Below are 20,983 nucleotides of genomic sequence, written 5' to 3' on the forward strand. Positions count from 1 at the left end.
ATTTGTCATGACTATTTCCAGAAGAAAATTCATCCGCCACACTGCCGCCATAGCCGGTGGCGCAGCAATTTCACCCATTATCACCGACTTCGCGCACGCAAGCCGGCCGGTCCGTTCGGCGGCCGACAAGATCCGCGTCGCTGCGATCGGGATCAACAGTATGGGGTGGGCGGACGTCAATGCGGTGATGAAAAACCCGGGCGTGGAATGCGTGGCGCTCTGTGATGTCGACCGCAATGTGCTCGACAAACGCGCTGCCGAACTGGCCGCGAAAGGCATCAATGTGAAGACGTTCGGAGACTACCGTAAGATCCTGGACGACAAGGATATCGATGCGGTGGTGATCGGTACGCCCGACCATTGGCATTGCCTGATGATGGCAGAGGCATGCGAGGCGGGAAAGGACGTGTACGTCGAAAAGCCGATTGGAAACTCCATTGCCGAATGCCGGGTAATGGTGGCGGCGCAGGAAAAGTACAACCGCGTGGTTCAGGTGGGACAATGGCAGCGCAGCCAGAAACATTTTCGCGACGCGGTCGATTTTGTGTATTCCGGAAAGCTTGGCAAAGTGGGGCTCGTGAAAGTCTGGGGTTATTTTAATTATGGAAACCCTATTTTAAAACTACCGGATGGTGCCGCTCCGGCCGGTGTAGATTATGATATGTGGCTCGGCCCGGCTGCCAAACGGCCATTCAACCCCAACCGTTTCCATGGCTCGTTCCGCTGGTTCTGGGATTACGCGGGCGGTATCATGACCGACTGGGGAGTGCATTTGCTCGATTACGCATTGCTCGGTATGAAGGCATCCGGAACGCCCAGACGCGTCAGCGCCAGCGGGGCAATGCTGCGCAATCCCGGCGCGGAAACGCCCGATACATTGACGGCACTTTTCGAATACGACGATTTCAATATCCAGTGGGAGCACGTGATCGGTTACGGAGCGGGCATTTACAACCGCCAGCACGGCATCGCGTTTCTGGGCGAGAACGGGACGTTGATCGTCGACCGCCAGAGCTGGGAGGTAATACCTTATGAAAAGCGCATGGAGGCCGTTCCAGTACAAAAATCCTCCGACAATGGCCTCGACGAACACGCCAAAAACTTCGTGGAAGTCATCCGCTCGCGGCGCATGGACGACCTGCACGCGCCCATACGTGTGGGCGCGGAGGTGGCGACGCTTTCGCAAATGGGCAATATCGCTTACCGAACGGGAAGTATGCTCCATTGGAATGCTGAGAAAGGCGAATTCGACAACAAGGAAGCCAATAAGCTGATCGGTAACGCGTATCACAATGGTTACAAAATGCCGCGTACTTAGCCTTTCAGGAAGTCGATGCGGATAAATTGGCTTGCAAATGGTATTTTTGAAGCCGTTCGTTACCCCAAAATCCGCATGAGAGTACTTACCAATCTGGTGAAGCTGATCAACCCGCCCGAGGCGGAGCTGGCCATGATGGAAGAACGACTGCATTTGAAAGTGCTGCGGAAAAATGAGCATTTTGTGCGCCAGGGCCACATTTCCAGCGAGGTAGCGCTCGTAGAAAGGGGCACAATGCGGCTGTACATTGAGACGCCCGACAAGGAAATCTGCAAAGACTTCCTGTTTGAAAATTCCGTGGCTTGTTCGTACGACGGATTCTTCTTTGGGCAGGCGTCGCGGGTGAGCATTCAGGCATTGCAGGAAACGCATTTATTGGTTTTGACCAAAGATGATTTTCATTATTTGTATGAAAACTGCCCTGGCTGGCAGCGCTTCTGGAACTTGCTGTTGGTTGAGCAGCTCATGAAAACCGATTCCCGCGAAACAGCCCTGCTCAAAGATCCGCCCGACGTGCGGTTCCGGAATATCCTGGAAGAGCATCCTTTACTTTTCAGCAGAATACCCTTACAATACATCGCCAGTTACCTCGGCATTACCCGCGAAACGCTCAGCCGCTACCGCAGCCGGATGTTAACCGACTGAATTATTTTCCTCCATGAAAACGCCCTCGACCAACCCAAGCGCCGATACCGTGATCCGCATCGAAAGATTCCTGAATGCCGAAGGGAAGCCTCACGCGGTGCTGAGCTATAATGCTTCCAAAAACTATTTGCTGATGAAATGGATCGGCTATTCCGCCGATCCGGAAATCATTACCGCGCTTGATGGCATGAAAAACTGGTATCAGAGCAACGGCAAGGCCCGTAAATGCCGCTTCCACGTGCATGACACCAAGGAAGTGGAAGGCTCGTGGGCGGGCGCGTTGGCGTACATTTGCGACGATTTCTTCCCTGCTTGCCATCAGGCAGGCTTGTCCTGCAACCTCAGCATCATTTCTCCCGATTTTTTCTCCAAAATGGCCTCCGTTACGCTGTTCAACCAGCACGGGGCGGCGGTACCGACCGTGCTGGTGAACACCCTGCGAGAAGCCGAAAGTTTCATCGCCGAAAGGCAGTCAGTCGGTAATTAGCGTGCGACCTGGTTTTCAATCGGTTTGATGGTTTTGAGATAGCTGAAAATGGCTTTCAGATCAGATTCCTTCATGCCGGAATACATTGTCCAGGGCATCGGCGTGTTCGGCTGGGACGCCGGTATGGGTGGCGCCACGTAACCCGGCGAGGTGAATACCTTGAAACGGCCCACGAAATCCGCCTCCGTCCAGTTGCCGATACCGGTTTGCCGGTGCATGGTAATATTGGGTGAAACCAATGTTCCGGCCGGACTTTTGAACTCCATTCCGCCGCCGAACTCGGTGCCGGGGATCACGCTGCCTTTGTCGGTTTTGCTGTGGCAATCCACGCAGCCGGTGGCATTGACGAGGTACTTGCCGTATGCGACCACGTCGGTTGTGTCGGGAAGGTGCGAGAGCTCGGCTTTGGCGGGCATGGTGTTGATGATAAAGCTGACCGGGAAATCCGCCCTGGATTCGGGGACATCCTTTTTAATGGAAGGCAATGTGCGCATGTAAGCGATGATCGAGTAAATGTCCTCCTGATCCATCCGGCCGAACCGGTGGTAGCCCATGACGGGAAATAGCGCCTTGCCGTCCTTGTTCGCGCCGGTAGTAATGGCTCGGAAAAGCTCGCCGTCGGTCCAGCCAGCCAATGCGTACGGGGTAATGTTAGGCGCGTAAAATGCACCAGGGAAGCCCATTTGCTGGTCGAAGCGCTCGCCGCCGGCACCCTGGCCGGTAGCCATCATCGGCCCGGCGAAACGCGACCAGTCGCGGCTGCTGTGGCAATCCATACAAACGGTGACGTGGTTGGCGAGGTATTTTCCACGCTCCACGCGGGCGACGGTGTTTTCGATTTTAATGTCCGGTGCAGGCCCGGTGTCGGGTAACCCAAGTTTAACGTAAGTGGCTGCGATGCAAACGAGTAATACGATAGCGGCAAGCGCATATCCTGCCCACCTGAGGAATTTCATGGCTGATTTTTAAATTTAAAAATGACTGTTTCGAACTAAACGCCGCCCATTACCGGTCGGGAGCTGGGCGACGGTTCAAAATTAGAAGCGCCATTTTCAAATGCATTTGATCCAAATCACAAAAAGTCAGCTGCGTTGAGCAACCGGTACCAGTTTGCTCACAATCCATCCAAAAATCACGCACCCGAAAATCCCCACGCCGGGATACAGGAAGAAATGCACCCAGCCATTGGCCTGCACAAAATAGAGCAGCACCGCACTGATGAAAAACCCGGCGAGAATGCCCGTGCTGTTAATGGAAGGGAAGAATATGCCCGCCACGAACATCCCGGCCAGGCAGCCCCCGAAGATGCCGATCAGTTTCAGGTACTGGTCCCAGATGCTGTTGTTTTCCATAAAAACCAGCCACACGGCAATGCCGATGCCCGCCGCGCCTAGTGCAAGCGTGGTATAGCGCGCAAAGCGGAAACGTTGCAAGTCGGTGGACTTTGGCACAAAATGCTGGAAGAAATCGGTGGTGACGACGGTAGCAATGGAGTTCATGGAAGAGCTGATGGTGGACATGGTAGCGGCGAAAAGGCCGGCGATCACCAACCCGCGCAGGCCCGCGGGCAGCTGCGTGGAGATAAACCACGGGAAAATATCGTCGGTGCGCGCCACCGGGTTCAGGAGCTGGGGTGCTTGTTTGAAATACACCCACAATGCGGTGCCGACGAGGAAAAATATCAATGTAGCCGGGATGACCAGGAATGCATTGGTCCAGATCGAACGGCGGGCCTCGGCTTCCGTGGGCGTAGTAAGGTAGCGCTGCACCACCACCTGGTCGGAAGTGTAAGTCACAATTTGGGTTAAAAAATTACCCACTAAAACCACCCACAATACCGGTTCCGTAATGCCCCAGCCGCTGTTAATCATATGAAATTTGCCCGCCTCACCCGCCTGCTCGAACAGTGGACCGAAGCCGCCGGAGGCATTGGCAATAAAAAACAAGCTCAGAAACGCCCCGCCCAGCAGCACGCCAACCTGCATTACCTCCGTCCAGACGACCGCTTCGATACCGCCGGAAATGGTATAGGCGGTGGTAATGAGGCTGGTAAGGATAATGCAAAGCATAAGGTTCATGCCGGTAACCGTGCTCAGTACCAATGCAGGGAGGTAAATCACGATCCCCAGTCTTCCTACCTGAAAAACCACAAACGTGAAGCTGCCCACCAGTTTGACGGTTTTATTGAAACGGAATGCAAGGTATTCGTAAACGCTCGTGATTTTCAGTTTGCGGAAATAGGGCAGGAAAAACCAGATCACAATGGGCGCCACGACGACGATCATCGCATTGGCAAAAATGTAAACCCAGTCGGTAGCGTAGGTTTTGGCGGGAATAGCGATGAAAGTAAGTGCGCTCAGTTTGCTCCCGAAAATGCTCAGCCCGGCCGCCCACCAGGGTATGTTCTGGCCGCCGAGGAAAAAATCGTCGGTACTGGCGCTCATTTTGCGCGAAACATAAATGCTGATGCCCAGCACCAGTAGAAAATATACCGATACCACGCCCCAGTCGATGCCATTGAAAGTACCCGTGCTCACCACCGGAGTGCCCGCCACCACACGCGGCGTGCGGATACCCGGCTGAATTTCGCCCGAAGGAATCACCGGCTGCCCGTTCCAGGTCACCAGTGGAGCGGTAACCGCCGCATTACCTTCTGAAAATGCCCCAAGCGGTGCCCAGGTATCGGTAATGCTGTGGTAGGCCATGATTTCGTTGCGGAAACCGGGATGTTTTTCTTTAAGCTCCATTACCCGCTGCGCATTGGCACCGTCGTCGCCTCCCACTACGAGCAGGTGCGACTGCCCCGCCGCATACGCAGGGGAAGGCGCGGCGGCGACAGCATTCGGCAGGTCGGCAATGCGTTTCCAGGTTTGGGAAGCCGGGTTGTAAGCAAGGCATTCTTTCAAATAAGTACGCTGCACAGCCCCGGTGGCGGCATTATGGTGCAACTCCACGCCGCTGAACAGGAAGAAACGGCCATCCTGCGCACCCGCGACACCCAGCATGCGGCCATTGCCGGGGATGGGCGGCAACTCGTTCCATTGTCTTTTGTGTAAATCGAATTCCCAAAAGCGGTTCAATGCATTGGTATCGGACGGGGCGGTAGTGCCGCCGGCTACATATATTTTATCTCCCAGCAGTGCTCCCGAAGCATAAGCGAGCGGAACCGGCAAATCGGGGAGGGCAGTGAAGGCAATGCGGCCATCTTTCCAGTTCAGATAAAATGCCATACTGTAATGCTGCTTGCCGTCGGCGCCGCCGAGACAGAAAATACCTTCGGGTGTGGTGAGCGAAATGCCGTAGCCCATTGCCCGCGGCAGATAACCCGCTTTCTTCCAGCTTCCCGACGGGTTTTCCAGCACAAAAATGGCATCGTACCAGGTTTTGGGCGCGGTACCCCACGGCCCGGCATTACCCGGGAAATTGGCGCCCCCGGCTACGATCAGCGCATTGTTGCTCACGCCGGCATATGCACCGGCAAATCCCACCGCATCGGGAAGCGGCGGCAAATTTTTCCATTGCAGGGGCGAAGGCCCCGGCTGCTGGGCATTGGAAATCATAGTTTGCAGGAGAATAGTCAGGAAGAAAAAGAAACGGGTCATTGGGTCTTTCAGTTATTCAATCATTCATTCACTCATTCAATTTTGCAAAAAAGCCGATTTCGCTCAACTGGCGATGCAATGCCTCGTACTGATCGTCGGGTAGAGCAACGAGCGGCAGGCGGCAGGGGCCCATATCGAAGCCCAGCATTTTCATCACGGCTTTCTGTGCCGGAATAGGCGCGTATTGCACGACGATTCGCACCATTTCGACGCAGAAAAGCATTTGTTTCCGTGCCTTTTCAATCTCCCCCGCTTCGAAATACTCCCTTACTTTTAAATACAATGGCGCGGCGAAGTTGAAAGTACTGCCGATGCAACCCTTGGCGCCCATCGACAATGCAGGCAGGTGATTTTCGTCAAAACCGTACAGCACATCGTATTTGCCGCCTTCGTGGTTCAGGCATTCCTGGTATTCCCAAAGGGTGGATGCGGTATATTTCACGCCCGCGAAGTTGGGGATTTGCTTTTCAGCAATGCGCATGAAGTCGAGCACATCCACGGAAAAGCCGGTGAGCGAGGGAATGTGGTAATAGTAGAATGGCAGTTCCGGTGCGCCCGCGGCAATGTCGGTCATGCAGTCGGCGAGGTTTTGCACGGAAGTAGGTTTGAAATAGAATGCCGCGACGGATGAAATGGCGTCGGCGCCGGCTTCCTGTGCGTGGTGTGCGAGCTTGCGCGCCTCCGCAATGCTGGCGTGCCCCACGTGCACGATCATGCGCAGGCGACCTTTACCGGCATTAATCACGGTGTCGGAAACCCGCATGCGTTCGTCGAGCGTCAGGTTAGGGCCTTCGCCGTTGCTGCCGCAGATGAATATGCCCGAAATGCCGGTACTGATCAAATGCTCGACCAAAGCGGGTAGCAACTCATAATGCACGGAGCCGTCGGGATGTAAGGGAGTGAAAAGCGCGGCAATGAGGCCGTCGGTGTGTTGGATGGTATTCATATAAATTAGTAAACTGGATATTCAACTATTTACGGTCCCCGAAAAGCCACTGCGGGGTAATGGTTTGCAACACAATCTGCTCGTAAGCACCGGTTTTGCCGGCTTCGTAGAGGCACAGGATATTGCCGTCGGGCAATGCGGCCATGCTCGAATAGGCCGACGGCCCCGGGAAAATGGTACGGATCACCGGCCAGGTTTTCCCCTCGTCGAAGCTGGCGCGTAAGGTGAGGTTATGGCGCCTGGTCGTGCTGGCGGGGTTGAGGAAAAGCATTGCATTGCCTTTCGGGCGCTGGTACCGGATGATCGACGCCTGGCATACCGGTTCCACGAGCTCTGGAATGTCTTCCGGTGCCGTCCAGCTCACGCCGCCGTCGTAGCTGAGCGATTGCGCCCGCCGCCCGCGACCGAAGTAGGAGCGCATGTTCATCAGCAGCGTGCCGTTTCCGTCGGCCACTTCAACTACCTGGCATTCGTTCATTTTAGGGGTAATGGTGCCGCCGAGCTGCCACGTTTTGCCGTGATCGTCGCTGTAAATGGCGTGGGCGCCATATTCGAACGGGCCGTTGCGGACTTTACCGTTCGGGTCGTCGTAGCTGAAATCACAGGGGATTACGAGGCGGCCTTTGCGCGGGCCGTTTTTGATTTGTATGCCAATACCCGGGCCGGTCGCGTACCAGCCCCACTCGGGTTTCTTGGTGGTTTGGGTTATTTCAACCGGTTTGGCCCAGGTAGCACCATTGTCCGAGCTTCTTGAAAGCCAGACTGTACGCGTGGATTCGCTTTTCTTGGTGATAATGTCCTTTTCGGGCACATCGCCGCGGTTTTGGGTGAGTAACAGAAGGATTTCACCGGTTTGCTCGTCGAGTACCGGGCATGGGTTGCCGCAGGTATTCGTCCCGTCGTCCCAAACGACCGTCTGCGGGCTCCATGTTTTGCCATTATCCGTAGAACGCTTCATGAGCAGATCGATATCGCCCGCGTCGCCCGCGCCGTCTTTCCGGCCTTCGCAAAACGCGATCAATGCGCCGTTTTTAGCTTTGATCAGCGATGGAATACGGTAGCTTTTGTAGCCGTTCTCGCCTGCGCTGAACAATGCACGCGGCTCGGGGATGTCTTGGGAAAACGCCCTGGTGGCGCCCAGGACGATCAGGATCAGTAATTTCTTTTTTATCATATTAATACAAAAAATAAAAACACTTGAAATACAGGACTAGTAGCCCTCCGTTTGTACGAGCTGATTGTTATTGGCCAGTACCGTGGTGTTCAGCGGCCAGAAAAGCGGCGTAGTCTTGCCGACTAGGTTCGGTACAAACTGGTACACATCGATGGTGCCGCCTTTGTGGAACCGCACGAGGTCGTACCAGCGCTTGTTTTCAAAAAACAGCTCCCGGCCGCGCTCGTCGAGGATTTCGCGTTCGACGGCCGCTTTGGTTTTGGATCCCGCGTAGGCGCCGGTGCCCGCCCGTGCGCGGACTTTTTCGAGAGAGGTAATGGCTTCCTCCACCTTGCCCAGGCCTGCGAGGGCTTCGGCTTTCATTAAGTAAATGTCGGCGAGGCGGAAAATGATCACCTCGTTGTCGGAAATGCGGTCGTCGGAATATTTGGTCCCGGGGTATTTGGTGATCCAGGAAATTTTCGGGCCGGAAGTTTGCCGTTCGGTAACCCAGGTGAACGGAATGCGCTTGTCGGTGGTGCTTTTGGTAAACAATGCCCGCGATGGCTGGCTGATCTGGTAAGCACCCTGCCCGGTGGTGGAAGTCTGGGTGTAGGGCAAACTGTCGAGGTTAATGGCACCCTGTACGATCGTCAGGAAGGGCAATGCATTCACGCCGTAATTCCCGCCGGTTTCATCCCGGCTGAAAAAGGCCGACAAGATGATTTCTGTATTATTCGGCGCCCGCAGGCCCGTCACATTTTTGAAATCCGCATTAAGCGAAACGCCCGTCGCCTCCACTTCCGAAATGGCCGCCACAGCTGCATTGAAATCCGCCTCACCGCCGGCGAGTACTTTGGCGCTCCACAAACTGGCTTCCGCTTTGAGCGCCTGCGTGGAGCCGTACGCGAATCGGTATTTGCTCGGGTAAGAAGTCGCGGAGAAGTTACTCATGGATTTGTACAAGCCAATGGCCTGGTCGAGATCTGACTGGATTTGTTTCATCACTTCCGTTGCCGGAACGCGGGGCAGCAGCGGCACATTTTCGTCCGTTACTGCTTGCAGCATCAGCGGCGCGTCGCCGATAATGCGGGTCAGGTGGAAGTAGAAATAGGCGCGCAGGCTGTATGTTTCTGCCAGAATGCGCTTCCGGAGATCGGGATTGCCGGTGAACGGAAAGCCCTCGATCTTCGCCAGTAGCAGGTTGCAATGCCCGATGGCCTTGTACCAGTCGTTGTAGTTAATGGCCCCGGAAGTAGGCGTGATGATCTGCGACCACGCCACGCCAAACCGCGAATTGGAGCCCGCAATCAGCTCTTCGCCGCGTTCGGTACCATAAGTGACATTGTTGGCAAAAGTCCGCATATAGGTATAAATCCCGGTCAGGTAAGGTTCAAAATCGCCTTCATTCTGAAAATAAACCGCCTCGGTAATGCTCGATTGCGGTTTCACATCCAGCAAACTATCGCAGGCGCTCAGGCCCGTAAGAGCAAAAGCAGTCAGGGCGAGGAATTTAATTCTTGTGATCATAAATGGGTTGTTTTTTGTGATTGACCGCCGACCACTGACGGACGACCGCCGATCTCTGTTTCGAAGCGTTCTGCTGAATGTCTATGATGATGTTCCTCATATGCGGTCGGTAGTCGGTGGTCATCGGTCGGCCGTCAATCTAGGTTTCGAAGCGTTCTGTTCAATGTCTCTTAAAATGTTGCCTTAAGGCGATCGGCGGTCGGTGGTCGGCCGTCGGCGGTCAGGGCCGCAGGCCCTAAAACCGCAACGTCGTCCCAACCGAAAACTGCCTCGGGCGCGGGTAGCCGACGGCGTCGAAGCCGGTGTACGTTTCCGGGTTAATGCCCTTGTATTTGGTCACGTAACCCAGGTTGTAGACGCTTACGAACACATTCATGCCGGTCGAGCGGATCTTTTTGAGCAGGTTTTTGGGCAGGTCATAGGCCAGTGAAATCTCGCGCAGGGCAAGGAAATTGCCCTTTTCGATCATCGCCGATACGTCCGAGCCGTAGCCGTTGTTGTTACCCAATGTGGCGGAGCGCAGGTAGTTGCGCTGGCCGAAATCCGCGTCCGCGAAAGAGAAACGCGCGTATTTTTTGCCGGTATCGCCCGGTTTTTGCCAGATATCCGGCCCCAATGCCTGTGAAGGGGCACCTTCGTTGAATGCGCGACCCGTGCCGAGCGAGCGGGCCAGTGCGCCATCGCTGATCATGTGCCCCAGCGCATAGTCGACCGCCACGCGGAGGGAGAGGGATTTGTAGGTGAAGGTGTTTTGCATACCGCCGATCTTGTCGGGATTGCGGTAACCGATAAAAACCTGGTCTTTCGTGTCGATCACACCGTCGTTGTTAATGTCGTCGAATATGAAATCGCCTGCGTGCTTGCCAGTGGTAATGCCGGAAGGGGAGGCTAGGTTGTCCTTTTTGGTGGCGTTCCAGGCTTTGGCTTCTTCCTCGGTCGAAAACACGCCGAGTACCTGGTAGGCGTACAAGCCAAATGGCCGCTCACCTTCCGCAAGTCCGCCGGCTTCCACGTTTTTACCTGCCGCACGGTCGTACACGAGATCGCCGCCCTGGCGGTTTTTGGCGCGGCCATTATCTGGGAGCTTTTTGATGACCGTCCGGTTGAGCGCAAACGAGAAGTTGGAACGCCAGGTGAATGCGCCTGCTTTGATCACCGTCGCCCCCAGCTCGATTTCGACGCCCTTATTTTGCAGCGTTCCATTGTTGTAGGTAATCGACGCAAATGGCGCTTCGGACGGCAGCGGCTTCGATTCCAGCCTGTTTTTAGTGAGCTTGTTGTAAAAATCGACCGATAATGTCACCCGGTCGCCGAACAGCGAGGCGTCGAGCGCAAGGTCGGTGGTTTCGGTGAGCTCCCATTTCAGATTCGGGTTGGAAAGATTGGCCCTTAGAATACCCGAGCCCAATGCGTAGGTTGACGCCGAATAGCCTCCGTAGGTATCGGTAAGGCTCAGGTCGCTCGACCCCGCCTGGCCCCAGCTCGCGCGGAGTTTGAGCATACTCACCGGCGCAACGTTCCAGAACTTCTCGCGGTGGATATTCCAGCCCAGCGAAGCGGAGGGGAACAATGCATATTTGTTTTGAGGGGCAAAATTGGAGAAGCCATCGTAGCGCAATGCGCCGCTGAGCAGGTATTTGCCGTCATAATCATAATTGAACTGCCCGAAATAGCTCGCCGAACGGCTCTCGGCGAGGGTAGTCCTGAAATCCGTGACGTTGGTATTGATCACGCCATTGATAACCGACGTCGTAGGCTCGTTGATGGTGTAAATGTAATCACTCGTGGCGCGCTGCGAACCTATATTGATAATGCTGTTGGTGGATTTGGTAAAATTGAAACCCGCCAGGAATGTGAAATTGTGCACGTCTCTGAGGGTAAGGTCGTATTGCAAAATCTGATCGATCATCAACTGGCGGAAATTGTTGGTATCCTCGTTTTTCTGCCGCTGCGTCGCAGGCTGGATTTCGGTAGAAGGCGTGCCTTTCCGCATGAACATATAGCGGTAATCCTGCATTAAATAGGAGACAGCAGGTTTGTAACTCAGCCCTTTGGTAATCTGTAAATCCCCCGCAACCCGTGAAATGATCCGTTCGGTAGACGACCGCACGTCGTCGTATTTCAAGGTATGGAAGCGGTTGCGGGTGGCGTAGTTTTCGCCGGGGGTAGGGTTACCGTCGTCCTTGTATATGCGTATGAGCGGGGTCAGGCGCGTGCCGCGCGTGAGCTCGTTCTGGAATGCTTCGACGTAATTGGGAAGCACATTCTGGTAGTTCACCATCGCATCGATCCGGAAATTGTCGGCCGCTTTGAAACCGAAGTTGCCCAGGACGTCGTAGCGTTTGTATTTAGTGCCCGCAAATGTTCCCGCCTGATTGGTATAACCGGCTGATACATTGTAGTTGGCCCGCTCGCTGCCACCGTCGATGGATAAGTTGTGGTTTTGCGTCACGCCTGTATTCCAGAGCATATCCTGGTAATGATTGTCGGCAAAAAGCAGTTTGGTACCCGGGTTAATGGGGTCGTCCATGGTCTCCCAGCCGTTCGCAAGCAGCCGGTCCACGTAGGCCTGGCCTTCCACTGCAACGATATTGTCGTACAATGCGGTGAGGTTGATATTATTACCATATTGCCCTGGCGCGGTGTAGATGCGCGTTCCGGCCGAAAATCCGCCGTTGTTGAGCAGGTTGTTTTTATCGATCGGGTCGAAAGTGTTTTGTACCGTTCTTCGGGCCAATGCCAAGTAATCTCTGGCATTCAGGTATTTGTAGTCGCGTGCGTTGGTTTCCCAAGTCGTGCGGTGGTTTAACGTAATATTGGTTTTGGTGTTGAATTTCCCCCCTTTGGTCTTCACTACGATCACCCCATTGGCACCGCGCGCGCCGTAAATGGCTGTTGCAGCCGCGTCCTTCATCACCTGAAAAGACTCGATGTTATCGGGATTAATATCGTTCAAAGACCTGAAAACGCCGTCCACAATCACCAGCGGCCCGCTCGACTCCGAACTGCCAATCGAATTGCCGCCGCTATTCCCTAACCCTGTACCATAAACGTTGAGCTTCGTGCCGCCCCGGATAATGATATTCGCAGCGCCGCCACCCGGCTGCCCGGAGTTAACCGGCACCGATACACCCGCCATTTTGCCCTGCATGGCCTGCACCGGGTTGGGATTGGAAGTATTTTTGAGTTCCTCTGGCGCCAGTTTGGACACCGCTGCCGTTGTTTTTGCTTTGGACTGACTCGTATAACCCACTACCACCACTTCGCTCAACGCCTTTTCGCTCTCCGTAAGGTTGATATCGATTTTCGAACGGTTTTCAATCGCCACCTCCTGAGGCTCAAAACCGACGTAGGAAAATATCAACCGGCCATTCGCCGGCGCCTGGATCGTATACTTCCCATCGGCATCGGTGGTGGAGCCCGATGAGGTACCACCCAAAATAATGCTCACCCCAGGCAGGCTTTCACCCGTCCCGGCTGATCTGGCAGTCCCGGTGACAGTAATTTGCTGCGCCATTATGCCCGGTATCAGCAGCAACAGCGAACAACCCAGCAGAAGCACCGCGTACATTTTTTTCATAAGATCGAATTTTGAAGAGTCAGGAGTATGATATGTTTATTAGTACTTATGTACTACATAATAACAAATGTAAAAGCATTTCTCCTGAACATCCAAATATTAATTCAAAAAATAATGCAAAATGCTGAGGGGGATGCCTCCGGTAGTTTGTTGTTGCACCGGTGAGGGGGTTACGGGCCATTTTGGTATCGTTTCGTTGCCCACGTTACATTCCTGATGGCATTTATGGCTGGGCGGCAATGCCAGGCGTTCTTAGCCAACAAAATCGCGTAGCGATGTAATATTGGTAGCAAAGTGGCGGTGCGGGACGATATTGAAATGCCCTTGGGCATGGAACTACAATTTGATGGATACCAAGTCAGTCTTATATCGGCTGGATGGCGATCGTCGAAGCACGAACATTGAATTGTTGTTACATCCCTGACGGGATTTCCGGGACATTATTGGTGACGTTTCGCTACCAACATTGCATGCCTGACGGCATTTGCGGGCATGTTGGCAATGCCAGGCGTTCACATTCAATACAAAATCGCGTAGCGATGTAATATTGGTAGCAAAATGGCGACCCGGAACGATTTTGAAATGCCCTTGGGCATAGAACTACAATGCGATGGGCATCAAGTCAGTCTTGTATCGGTTGGATGGCAATCGTCGAAGCACGAACATTGAGTTGTTGTTGCATCCCTGACGGGATTTCCGGGACATTATTGGTGACGTTTCGCTACCAATATTGCATGCCTAACGGCATTTGTAGACATGTTGGCAATGCCATGCATTCACATTCAATACAAAATCGCGTAGCGATGTAATCTTGGTAGCAACACGGCGTCATGAACAATCTCGCAATGCTGTTGGCCACCTAACAACATATGCTTTATTGAAACCCGGAATGCGGGCTCAGGCCTTCAACCGGTCGAAATGCGGCTTTAAATGCGCTTTCATGCCACGTCGGAAATCTTCGGCGTCGCCGGTTCTTAATATTTCAACCAGATCATGGTGCGTGACCTTGCCCACTTCGGCCTGGCCGTTGACCTGGATTTCATAATCGAGCACATATTCGAAAACAGGCAGCAGCATTTTCTGGAAACGCATGTAGGTATCGTTCCCGGTCATCTGGTATAGTTTGCCGTGGAATGCGATTTCGTGCTCCACGCGGAAGGGCTTCTGCTGTTTGTTAACTTCCTGCGCTACAATGCTTTCCAGGGCGGCGATATCTTCCGAGGTTTTGCGGAGGTAAATAAGATCGGCCAGGCCCATTTCCAACACCAGCCGGAGCTCAAAAATGTCCCTCAATGTATTTTTACCGAGGATCAGCGGGTCCAGGACGCGTTCGAGCGAGCCAAGAATGTCAGGCTGGGTGAGCACCATCCCGCGTTTTTTGCGCGATTCGATCATACCCAGCATGCGCAGCCGACTGAGCGCCTCGCGTACGACGTTGCGGCTCACACCCAGGGCATCGGCCAGTTCCTGCTCTTTGGGCAATGCGTCGCCCGGCACGAAGGACTTCCGTTTCAAATACTCACGCAGCCGCGATTCAACCATGTCGGTCATCGTGGAAGCTTCCAAGCGTTGGATATCATTTTTAAGGTCACTCATAAACGCAATGGCCGGTTGCCGGCCGGAAAGGGATTTGGGTGCGAAGTTAATAATTCCTTTTGTAGGACATAATGGGGGTGGGAGATTTGTTGGTGTTGGCGACCGCCGACCGCCGACCGCTGACCGCCGATGGGTGCGGCCTGACCATGGACGATGGATTGGTTTGAGTTTGAGTTTGAAAAAATAGACTGGAAAGAATAGCGGTCGGCGGTCAGCGGTCGGCGGTCAACAACGTCGCCCGTCATCCCACCCCCTCAGCGCAATCCCGACCGTTAAATAAGTTAAAAAGTAGTATTAGTTTGGTTACAACTTATTTACCCAAGTTTGTCGAAAATATAAAACTAATTCTATAAAACATGGTGAAATCCGGTGCGGAGAGGATGTGGCGGCAGGTTGGTAACGATCGGATTTGCAGGCCATGAGTGCCCGGTATGCATTCTCTTTTTTCACTTTAATAATTATACACCATGTTAAAAGTTACTAGTAATGCCCCTCAAACCGTTCGTTTGGGTGGTGCCCCGGATGAAACCGTTTCGATGTTCGGTCCACTTACCGACCTGATCGGGACCTGGGTCGGTCGTAAAGGCTGGAACCTGGTGGCGGTTCCTAACCAGAAGGGCGGATTTCAGCTCCTGGTGCAGCCGTACACCGAAACGCTCACGATTACGCCATTGAGCACGCCTACGCCCAACCGCGGCACGCACATTGTGCAACAAGTCCCTACTTTGCTGTACCATCTCAGCATTCATAGCAACATCGATGGCAGTTTGCTGCATGCCGAGAACGGTACCTGGCTGCTGTTGCAGGAATGCCCGGACGAGTTCAGCATTGCGCGCCAGGCTTCGGTGCCACACGGGGATTCGCTGCTGGCGTTGGGCGGTTCGTCGGTGACGCCCGGCGCGCCTGTCATTCCGGATATCAGCACATTGCCCATTACCGGCCCCGGTTCCAAGCCGCTGGGTTATACCGATCCATACCTCACGCCGATGGAAGGTTTCAACAAGGTAAACCCGAATGCAACCCTGCGGGACGCGATCGCCGGGCAGACAATCACTTCCACGACTAATATTTCAGTCAGTACGGCCAATAAGGGCGGTATTACCAACATTCCGTTCATCGTGCAGAACGCGAACACGACGAGCTTCGAGGCTACTTTCTGGATCGAAACGGTGAAAAACCCGAATACCGGCGGTTCGTTTCTGCAACTGCAATACTCGCAGAATTCCATCATCGAATTTATCCCGCAGTTCCACGATCCGGCTAAGCTGATCCAGTGGCCGCACGTGAATATCAACACATTGGTGAAACAATAAATAATTTCATAACACCTTCACAATCAATACGACATTATGGCGCAACCAGCAGATCATCATTTTGATGTGATCGTGGTCGGGGGAGGGGCAATCGGCCTCTCCACCGGTTACCATCTGGGAAAAAGAAAGGCTAAAACGCTGGTTTTGGAGCAGTTCAACTTCAAAAATCAGCTCGGCAGCTCGGCGGGCGTTTCGCGGCAATACCGCATTCCGTACCCCGAGGAGTATATGGTTCAAATGGCGCTGGACGCGCAGCCGTATTGGGACGAGCTGCAAACCCTGACGCCTAAAACGCTGCTCGACAAAGTCGGTACGCTCTGGTTTGGTGACCCGTCGGTGCATTCCACGGAAGGCAACATTGCCGAAGCCGAAAAGGCGCTCAAAGCATTGAATGTGCCCTACACGAGCCTGACGGCAAAGGAAATCGAGGCGAAATACCATTTCCGCAATTTACCGGAAACCTATACCGGTCTTTTCCAGGCCGATGGCGCGAGCATCGATTTCCGCGCGACTATCGAAACATTGTACCAGGCCTGCGAGCGTGACTCGTACACGACCCTGCACGAAGAATCGCCGGTGACGGCCATCGAGCAGGATGGACAGTTGTTCAACGTAACGACGCCGAAAGGCACTTTTACCAGCGAAAAACTGGTGTTGGTGCCCGGGCCGTACGTGGATAGCGTGATCAACCTGCTTGGGTTCACGATCCAGGCTACCTATTGGAATATGTCGTCGTGCTATTTCAAAAAGACCGATCCTTCGATCCAGTACCCAACCTGGTTTGTATTCCAGAATGCGATCGGCTCGAACGGGAACCAGTTTTACGGCTTCCCTGGCGTCGTTTGGGACCATCCGGAATACATTCGCGTGGCGCCCGATTTTGTGATCGATCCGCTCGATAGCCCCGAGCAGCGCACGCTTGTGCCTAACCCACAGGAGCTCGCGTACACATCCGAATGGGTGCGCGATCACATGACCGGCCTCGATCCGACGCCGTATTTCACCTCTACCTGCCTGATCGCGCTCAGCAAGATTGCCAACAAGGAGCTGCTCATCGACTTTGCGCCGCCGTATGTGCCCAACCATCAGAACATCGTGGTGTATGCCACCGGCTGGGCGGCCAAGTTTACGCCGTTTTTAGGCAAAATACTGACGGAGATGGCGCTGGATGGTCATTCTACTTTCGATATCTCGCCATTCAAATTGGGTTACAATTATTTCAAAGCCATTTAAAACCATCAACATGAACAAAAACACGCCACTAAACAACGGAATGAACCCCGGCTTGAAGACGGAAGTCGCCATCATCGGTGCCGGAACATCGGGCCTGTATAGCGCCTATCGCCTCACCGACGTGGGCAAATACACGGGCGAGCAGGTACAGATTTTCGATATGAGCGAGCGCCTCGGCGGCCGCCTCGAATCGGTGATCCTGCCGGGAATGAACTTCTGGGGAGAGCTGGGAGGCATGCGCTACCTCACTTCACAGGAGATCGTAACGACGCTCATCGAGGGTTACCCGCTTACCGAGAAGGACCTGAGCAAGCGTACGCCGGTGCTCAAAGACCACATGACGCCCATTCCGTTCCCGATGGGCAATGCCGCCGATCTGCTTTTTTATCTCCGGAAGGAACATTTCAAACAGAATGCATGGAATGTGGCGCAGGACAAGGGTGAAAAACTGATAACCCGCTATTATCTCAACGACGACGACATTGGTTTCAGCTCCGACCAGCTTTTCAACAAAATCATCTACGACGTGCTGATGGCCGATCCGTGGTTTGTGACAAATTATTCCAGCCTCGTCACAAAAGGCCCGACAGCATACGATTACGGTTTTAAACTTACCAGCGAGGATTGGGACAAAGTGAAACCGAACCTTACGTACCACTTCCCTGGCTCGCCCTACGACGGCCGTAAAGTCAACGATCTCGGTTTTTGGAACCTTATCAAAGACCAGGTTTCGCAAGAGGGGTATAATTTCGTCGCTAATGCCGGTGGTTATTATTCCAACACGATCAACTGGAATGCCGCGGAAGCATTTCCTTATATGGTAGGCGATTTCTCGGCCGATGTGACTTACAAAACCATCGAGGAAGGCTACGACAGCATTGCCTACGCGCTGGCAAACCAGTATATGGGCATTCCGGGCGCCTGTATCTGGTCTGAAAACAAGCTCCTTACCTTTTCGAAAGGCCACGAGCTGCGCGACCAGTACCGCTACGAACTGACATTCCTGAATATCCCCACTAACCAGATCTGGCACGCTTATGCTAACCACATTATCCTGGGCATGCCACGGAAGTCGCTCGAACTGCTCGATCAGCAGAATTTCTTTTTTAATTCCAACGAAAATACCGTCCTCGACCGCAATATCCGGTCGGTGATCATGGAGCCTGCATTCAAAATCCTGATGGGTTTCCGCGAGCCGTGGTGGAAAAAGCTGGGAATCGATTCCGGGCATTCCATTACCGATTTGCCGATGCGTCAATGCTATTATTTCGGCACAGATCCGAACAATAATAACTCGATGCTGCTTGGTAGCTATGGCGATATGGAAACGGAGACATTCTGGAAGGCATTGTCGGATGATACCGTGCTGTTTAAGGTAAGTGCGGCCGAATCGGCCTCGCTGGTTGAACTCAAAGCGCTTGAAAGAGAGCAGGCTACGCAGTTGATGGTAAACGAAATTATGAACCAGCTGCGCGAGCTGCATGGTGCAGAAGTGGAAATCCCCGAGCCCTACGTGACCTATTTTCGCGATTGGTCCGACGATCCGTTCGGTGCCGGATACCATGCCTGGAAAGCCGGAGCGGCGGTTTGGAACGTCATGCCATATATGCGCAAGCCGGATGCCGATGAGGAGATCCACGTGGTAGGAGAGGCCTATTCCGACCAGCAGGGCTGGGTGGAAGGTGCATTTTGCGAAGCCGAGAAAATGCTGGAAGAGCATTTCGGTCTAACACGGCCGACGTGGCTGAGCCCCGACTATTATATGGGTTGGTAGTAATGGACTAAGGGACGGAATTGATTATTTTTAGGTTTTTCAAATCCTAAACCTATGAATAAGTCTTTCCTGTTTTTCGCGGCGCTGGCTGCGTACGTTTGTTTTTATGTCCCGGTGCTGGCGCAAACCGGCCGGGGCGACCGCATCAGCGGCTCCAATTTTGAATCGCGAAGCCCGGTACTGGCAAAGCACGGCATGGTGGCGACGAGCCATCCGCTGGCGACCCAGGCCGGGCTTTCCATTTTGCAAAAAGGCGGCACCGCCGTAGATGCTGCCATTGCTGCAAATGCTGTACTGGGTGCTGTGGAACCCAATAATGGGGGGATAGGCGGCGATCTTTTTGCCATAGTATGGTCGGCGCGGGACCGAAAACTGTACGGATTGAATGCGAGCGGCCGTTCGCCGAAAGGTTTGAGCTATGAAAAATTGAAGGAGCTGAATGGCGGCAAGCCCGCTGTGCCGCTGTACGGGCCGCTGTCTATTTCGGTACCGGGTGCCGTGGATGGCTGGTTTGACCTGCACCGGCGGTTTGGCAAGCTCAAAATGGCGGAAGTCCTCGCGCCGGGCATCCGTTACGCACGCGAGGGCGCACCAGTGCCCGAGGTGATCGCCTATTCGTGGGATATGGCTTTCAAACGGCTGAAAGCACAGCAGGACATTACCGAATTTGCCAATTTCAACAAGACATTCCTTATTAATGGCGCCGCGCCTGCGCATGGCGACGTGTTCAGCAATCCCGATCTTGCAGCCACTTACGAACAACTTGCGCGGGAGGGCCGTGACGCTTTTTACAAAGGTAAAATTGCCGACAGGATCGATGCCTATGCGCGCAAAACGGGCATGTACCTGCGCAAGGATGACCTGGCCGCGCACAAAAGTACCTGGGTGGAGCCGGTATCGGTGAATTACAGGGGTTATGATGTATTTGAACTGCCGCCCAACGGTCAGGGAATATCGGTTTTGCAAATGCTGAATTTGCTAGAACCTTATGATCTTAAAAAACTCGGGCATAACAGCGCCGAATACCTGCATTTGCTGATCGAGGCCAAAAAGATCGCATTCGAGGACCGCGCCCGCTATTATGCCGATCCCGATTTTGCCAAAATACCTGTGAAAACGTTGCTATCCGACGCCTATGCCGATGAACGCCGCAAACTCATCGACCCAGGCCGTGCCTCCACCCAACTCGACCCCGCGCAAGGCATTTTGAAAGACGGCGACACCATTTACCTCACTGTGGCCGACGGGGAGGGCAATATTGTGTCGCTCATTCAAAGCAATATGCTCGAATTCGGCAGCGGTATGGTGCCCGACGGGCTGGGTTTTGTGTTCCACAACCGGGGTAGCAGCTTTGCTATGACACTCGGCCACGCCAATGTGTACGCGCCGGGGAAGCGGCCGTTCAATACCATTATTCCTGGTTTTGTGATGAAGGACAACCAGCCGTTTCTCAGTTTTGGCGTCATGGGCGGCGCTATGCAGCCGCAGGGACATTTGCAGATACTCTGTAATATCATCGATTTCGGCATGAATGTGCAGGAAGCGGGCGACGCCGCGCGGTTCAGCCACTCGGGCAGCAGCGAACCCACCGGTACCGTCATGACCCAGGGCGGTAACGTTGCGCTCGAAAGCGGCATTCCCGCGCAGGTACGCGACGGCCTCGCGCAAAAGGGGCATCGTTTCATCGAAAAGGACTTTTTCGGCGGCTACCAGGCCATTTTGTTCGACAGCGTGCGGAAGATTTACCACGGCGCATCGGAAATGCGAAAGGATGGCCAGGCGGCGGGTTACTGAAAAAATGTGGTT

Annotated in this window: 14 protein-coding genes; 7 read left to right on the top strand and 7 right to left on the bottom strand. The window is 53.9% G+C overall.

What is annotated here, in order from left to right; translation table 11 throughout:
* The first annotated feature begins 7 nt into the window (after positions 1–7).
* From BLQ88_RS00475 to BLQ88_RS00485, 3 genes are all read left to right on the top strand, one after another.
* Entirely contained in the window at positions 8–1,318 is a 1,311-nt protein-coding gene (locus tag BLQ88_RS00475) for a Gfo/Idh/MocA family protein (protein ID WP_090145661.1), read from the top strand.
* A gap of 75 nt (positions 1,319–1,393) precedes the next feature.
* Entirely contained in the window at positions 1,394–1,963 is a 570-nt protein-coding gene (locus tag BLQ88_RS00480; RefSeq protein WP_176884843.1) for a Crp/Fnr family transcriptional regulator, read from the top strand.
* A 13-nt stretch (positions 1,964–1,976) separates the two neighbouring features.
* Positions 1,977–2,450, top strand: coding sequence for a hypothetical protein (locus BLQ88_RS00485; protein ID WP_090145664.1), 474 nt, complete (start codon positions 1,977–1,979; stop codon positions 2,448–2,450).
* On the opposite strand, the gene BLQ88_RS00490 is transcribed toward BLQ88_RS00485, so the two are convergent.
* The 7 genes from BLQ88_RS00490 to BLQ88_RS00520 form a co-directional block, all read right to left on the bottom strand.
* The gene (locus tag BLQ88_RS00490; RefSeq protein ID WP_090145666.1) at positions 2,447–3,406 is read right to left on the bottom strand and encodes a c-type cytochrome; all 960 of its coding nucleotides are present in this window, start codon (positions 3,404–3,406) and stop codon (positions 2,447–2,449) included. The genes BLQ88_RS00485 and BLQ88_RS00490 overlap by 4 nt on opposite strands.
* 126 nt (positions 3,407–3,532) lie before the next feature.
* Positions 3,533–6,052, bottom strand: a complete 2,520-nt coding sequence (locus BLQ88_RS00495) for a sodium:solute symporter family protein (protein WP_090145668.1) — start codon at positions 6,050–6,052, stop codon at positions 3,533–3,535.
* Positions 6,053–6,080: 28 nt separating this feature from the next.
* Entirely contained in the window at positions 6,081–6,998 is a 918-nt protein-coding gene (locus BLQ88_RS00500) for a dihydrodipicolinate synthase family protein (protein ID WP_090145669.1), read from the bottom strand.
* Between the two features lie 25 nt (positions 6,999–7,023).
* Complete coding sequence (locus BLQ88_RS00505) at positions 7,024–8,172, bottom strand: sialidase family protein (protein ID WP_090145671.1); 1,149 nt, start codon at positions 8,170–8,172, stop codon at positions 7,024–7,026.
* A gap of 36 nt (positions 8,173–8,208) precedes the next feature.
* A complete protein-coding gene (locus tag BLQ88_RS00510; RefSeq protein WP_090145673.1) occupies positions 8,209–9,681 on the bottom strand; it encodes a RagB/SusD family nutrient uptake outer membrane protein in 1,473 nt (490 codons plus the stop codon).
* 235 nt (positions 9,682–9,916) lie between these two features.
* Entirely contained in the window at positions 9,917–13,261 is a 3,345-nt protein-coding gene (locus BLQ88_RS00515; protein WP_090145674.1) for a SusC/RagA family TonB-linked outer membrane protein, read from the bottom strand.
* An 897-nt stretch (positions 13,262–14,158) separates the two neighbouring features.
* Positions 14,159–14,857, bottom strand: coding sequence for a FadR/GntR family transcriptional regulator (locus BLQ88_RS00520; RefSeq protein WP_090145676.1), 699 nt, complete (start codon positions 14,855–14,857; stop codon positions 14,159–14,161).
* 467 nt (positions 14,858–15,324) lie between these two features.
* On the opposite strand from BLQ88_RS00520, the gene BLQ88_RS00525 reads away from it, so the two are divergent.
* The 4 genes from BLQ88_RS00525 to ggt are packed head-to-tail and all read left to right on the top strand — an operon-like array spanning position 15,325 to position 20,971.
* Positions 15,325–16,170: a heme-binding protein gene (locus BLQ88_RS00525; protein ID WP_229212506.1), complete on the top strand. Its 846-nt coding sequence runs from the start codon at positions 15,325–15,327 to the stop codon at positions 16,168–16,170.
* Between the two features lie 36 nt (positions 16,171–16,206).
* A complete protein-coding gene (locus BLQ88_RS00530; RefSeq protein ID WP_090145677.1) occupies positions 16,207–17,403 on the top strand; it encodes an FAD-dependent oxidoreductase in 1,197 nt (398 codons plus the stop codon).
* Positions 17,404–17,413: 10 nt separating this feature from the next.
* Complete coding sequence (locus tag BLQ88_RS00535) at positions 17,414–19,177, top strand: flavin monoamine oxidase family protein (protein ID WP_090145679.1); 1,764 nt, start codon at positions 17,414–17,416, stop codon at positions 19,175–19,177.
* A gap of 54 nt (positions 19,178–19,231) precedes the next feature.
* Positions 19,232–20,971, top strand: a complete 1,740-nt coding sequence (gene ggt, locus BLQ88_RS00540; protein WP_090145680.1) for a gamma-glutamyltransferase — start codon at positions 19,232–19,234, stop codon at positions 20,969–20,971.
* Positions 20,972–20,983 lie beyond the last annotated feature (12 nt).

The sequence above is a fragment of the Dyadobacter soli genome (assembly GCF_900101885.1).
In the GTDB taxonomy this organism is placed as follows: domain Bacteria; phylum Bacteroidota; class Bacteroidia; order Cytophagales; family Spirosomataceae; genus Dyadobacter; species Dyadobacter soli.

Excerpts from the sequence above, each read along its gene's own strand:
- BLQ88_RS00500 (WP_090145669.1), bottom strand. The coding sequence starts at position 6,998 with ATGAATACCATCCAACACACCGACGGCCTCATTGCCGCGCTTTTCACT.
- BLQ88_RS00495 (WP_090145668.1), bottom strand. The coding sequence starts at position 6,052 with ATGACCCGTTTCTTTTTCTTCCTGACTATTCTCCTGCAAACTATGATT.
- BLQ88_RS00510 (WP_090145673.1), bottom strand. The coding sequence starts at position 9,681 with ATGATCACAAGAATTAAATTCCTCGCCCTGACTGCTTTTGCTCTTACG.
- ggt (WP_090145680.1), top strand. The coding sequence starts at position 19,232 with ATGAATAAGTCTTTCCTGTTTTTCGCGGCGCTGGCTGCGTACGTTTGT.
- BLQ88_RS00505 (WP_090145671.1), bottom strand. The coding sequence starts at position 8,172 with ATGATAAAAAAGAAATTACTGATCCTGATCGTCCTGGGCGCCACCAGG.
- BLQ88_RS00480 (WP_176884843.1), top strand. The coding sequence starts at position 1,394 with ATGAGAGTACTTACCAATCTGGTGAAGCTGATCAACCCGCCCGAGGCG.
- BLQ88_RS00515 (WP_090145674.1), bottom strand. The coding sequence starts at position 13,261 with ATGAAAAAAATGTACGCGGTGCTTCTGCTGGGTTGTTCGCTGTTGCTG.
- BLQ88_RS00525 (WP_229212506.1), top strand. The coding sequence starts at position 15,325 with ATGTTAAAAGTTACTAGTAATGCCCCTCAAACCGTTCGTTTGGGTGGT.
- BLQ88_RS00485 (WP_090145664.1), top strand. The coding sequence starts at position 1,977 with ATGAAAACGCCCTCGACCAACCCAAGCGCCGATACCGTGATCCGCATC.
- BLQ88_RS00535 (WP_090145679.1), top strand. The coding sequence starts at position 17,414 with ATGAACAAAAACACGCCACTAAACAACGGAATGAACCCCGGCTTGAAG.
- BLQ88_RS00475 (WP_090145661.1), top strand. The coding sequence starts at position 8 with ATGACTATTTCCAGAAGAAAATTCATCCGCCACACTGCCGCCATAGCC.
- BLQ88_RS00520 (WP_090145676.1), bottom strand. The coding sequence starts at position 14,857 with ATGAGTGACCTTAAAAATGATATCCAACGCTTGGAAGCTTCCACGATG.
- BLQ88_RS00530 (WP_090145677.1), top strand. The coding sequence starts at position 16,207 with ATGGCGCAACCAGCAGATCATCATTTTGATGTGATCGTGGTCGGGGGA.
- BLQ88_RS00490 (WP_090145666.1), bottom strand. The coding sequence starts at position 3,406 with ATGAAATTCCTCAGGTGGGCAGGATATGCGCTTGCCGCTATCGTATTA.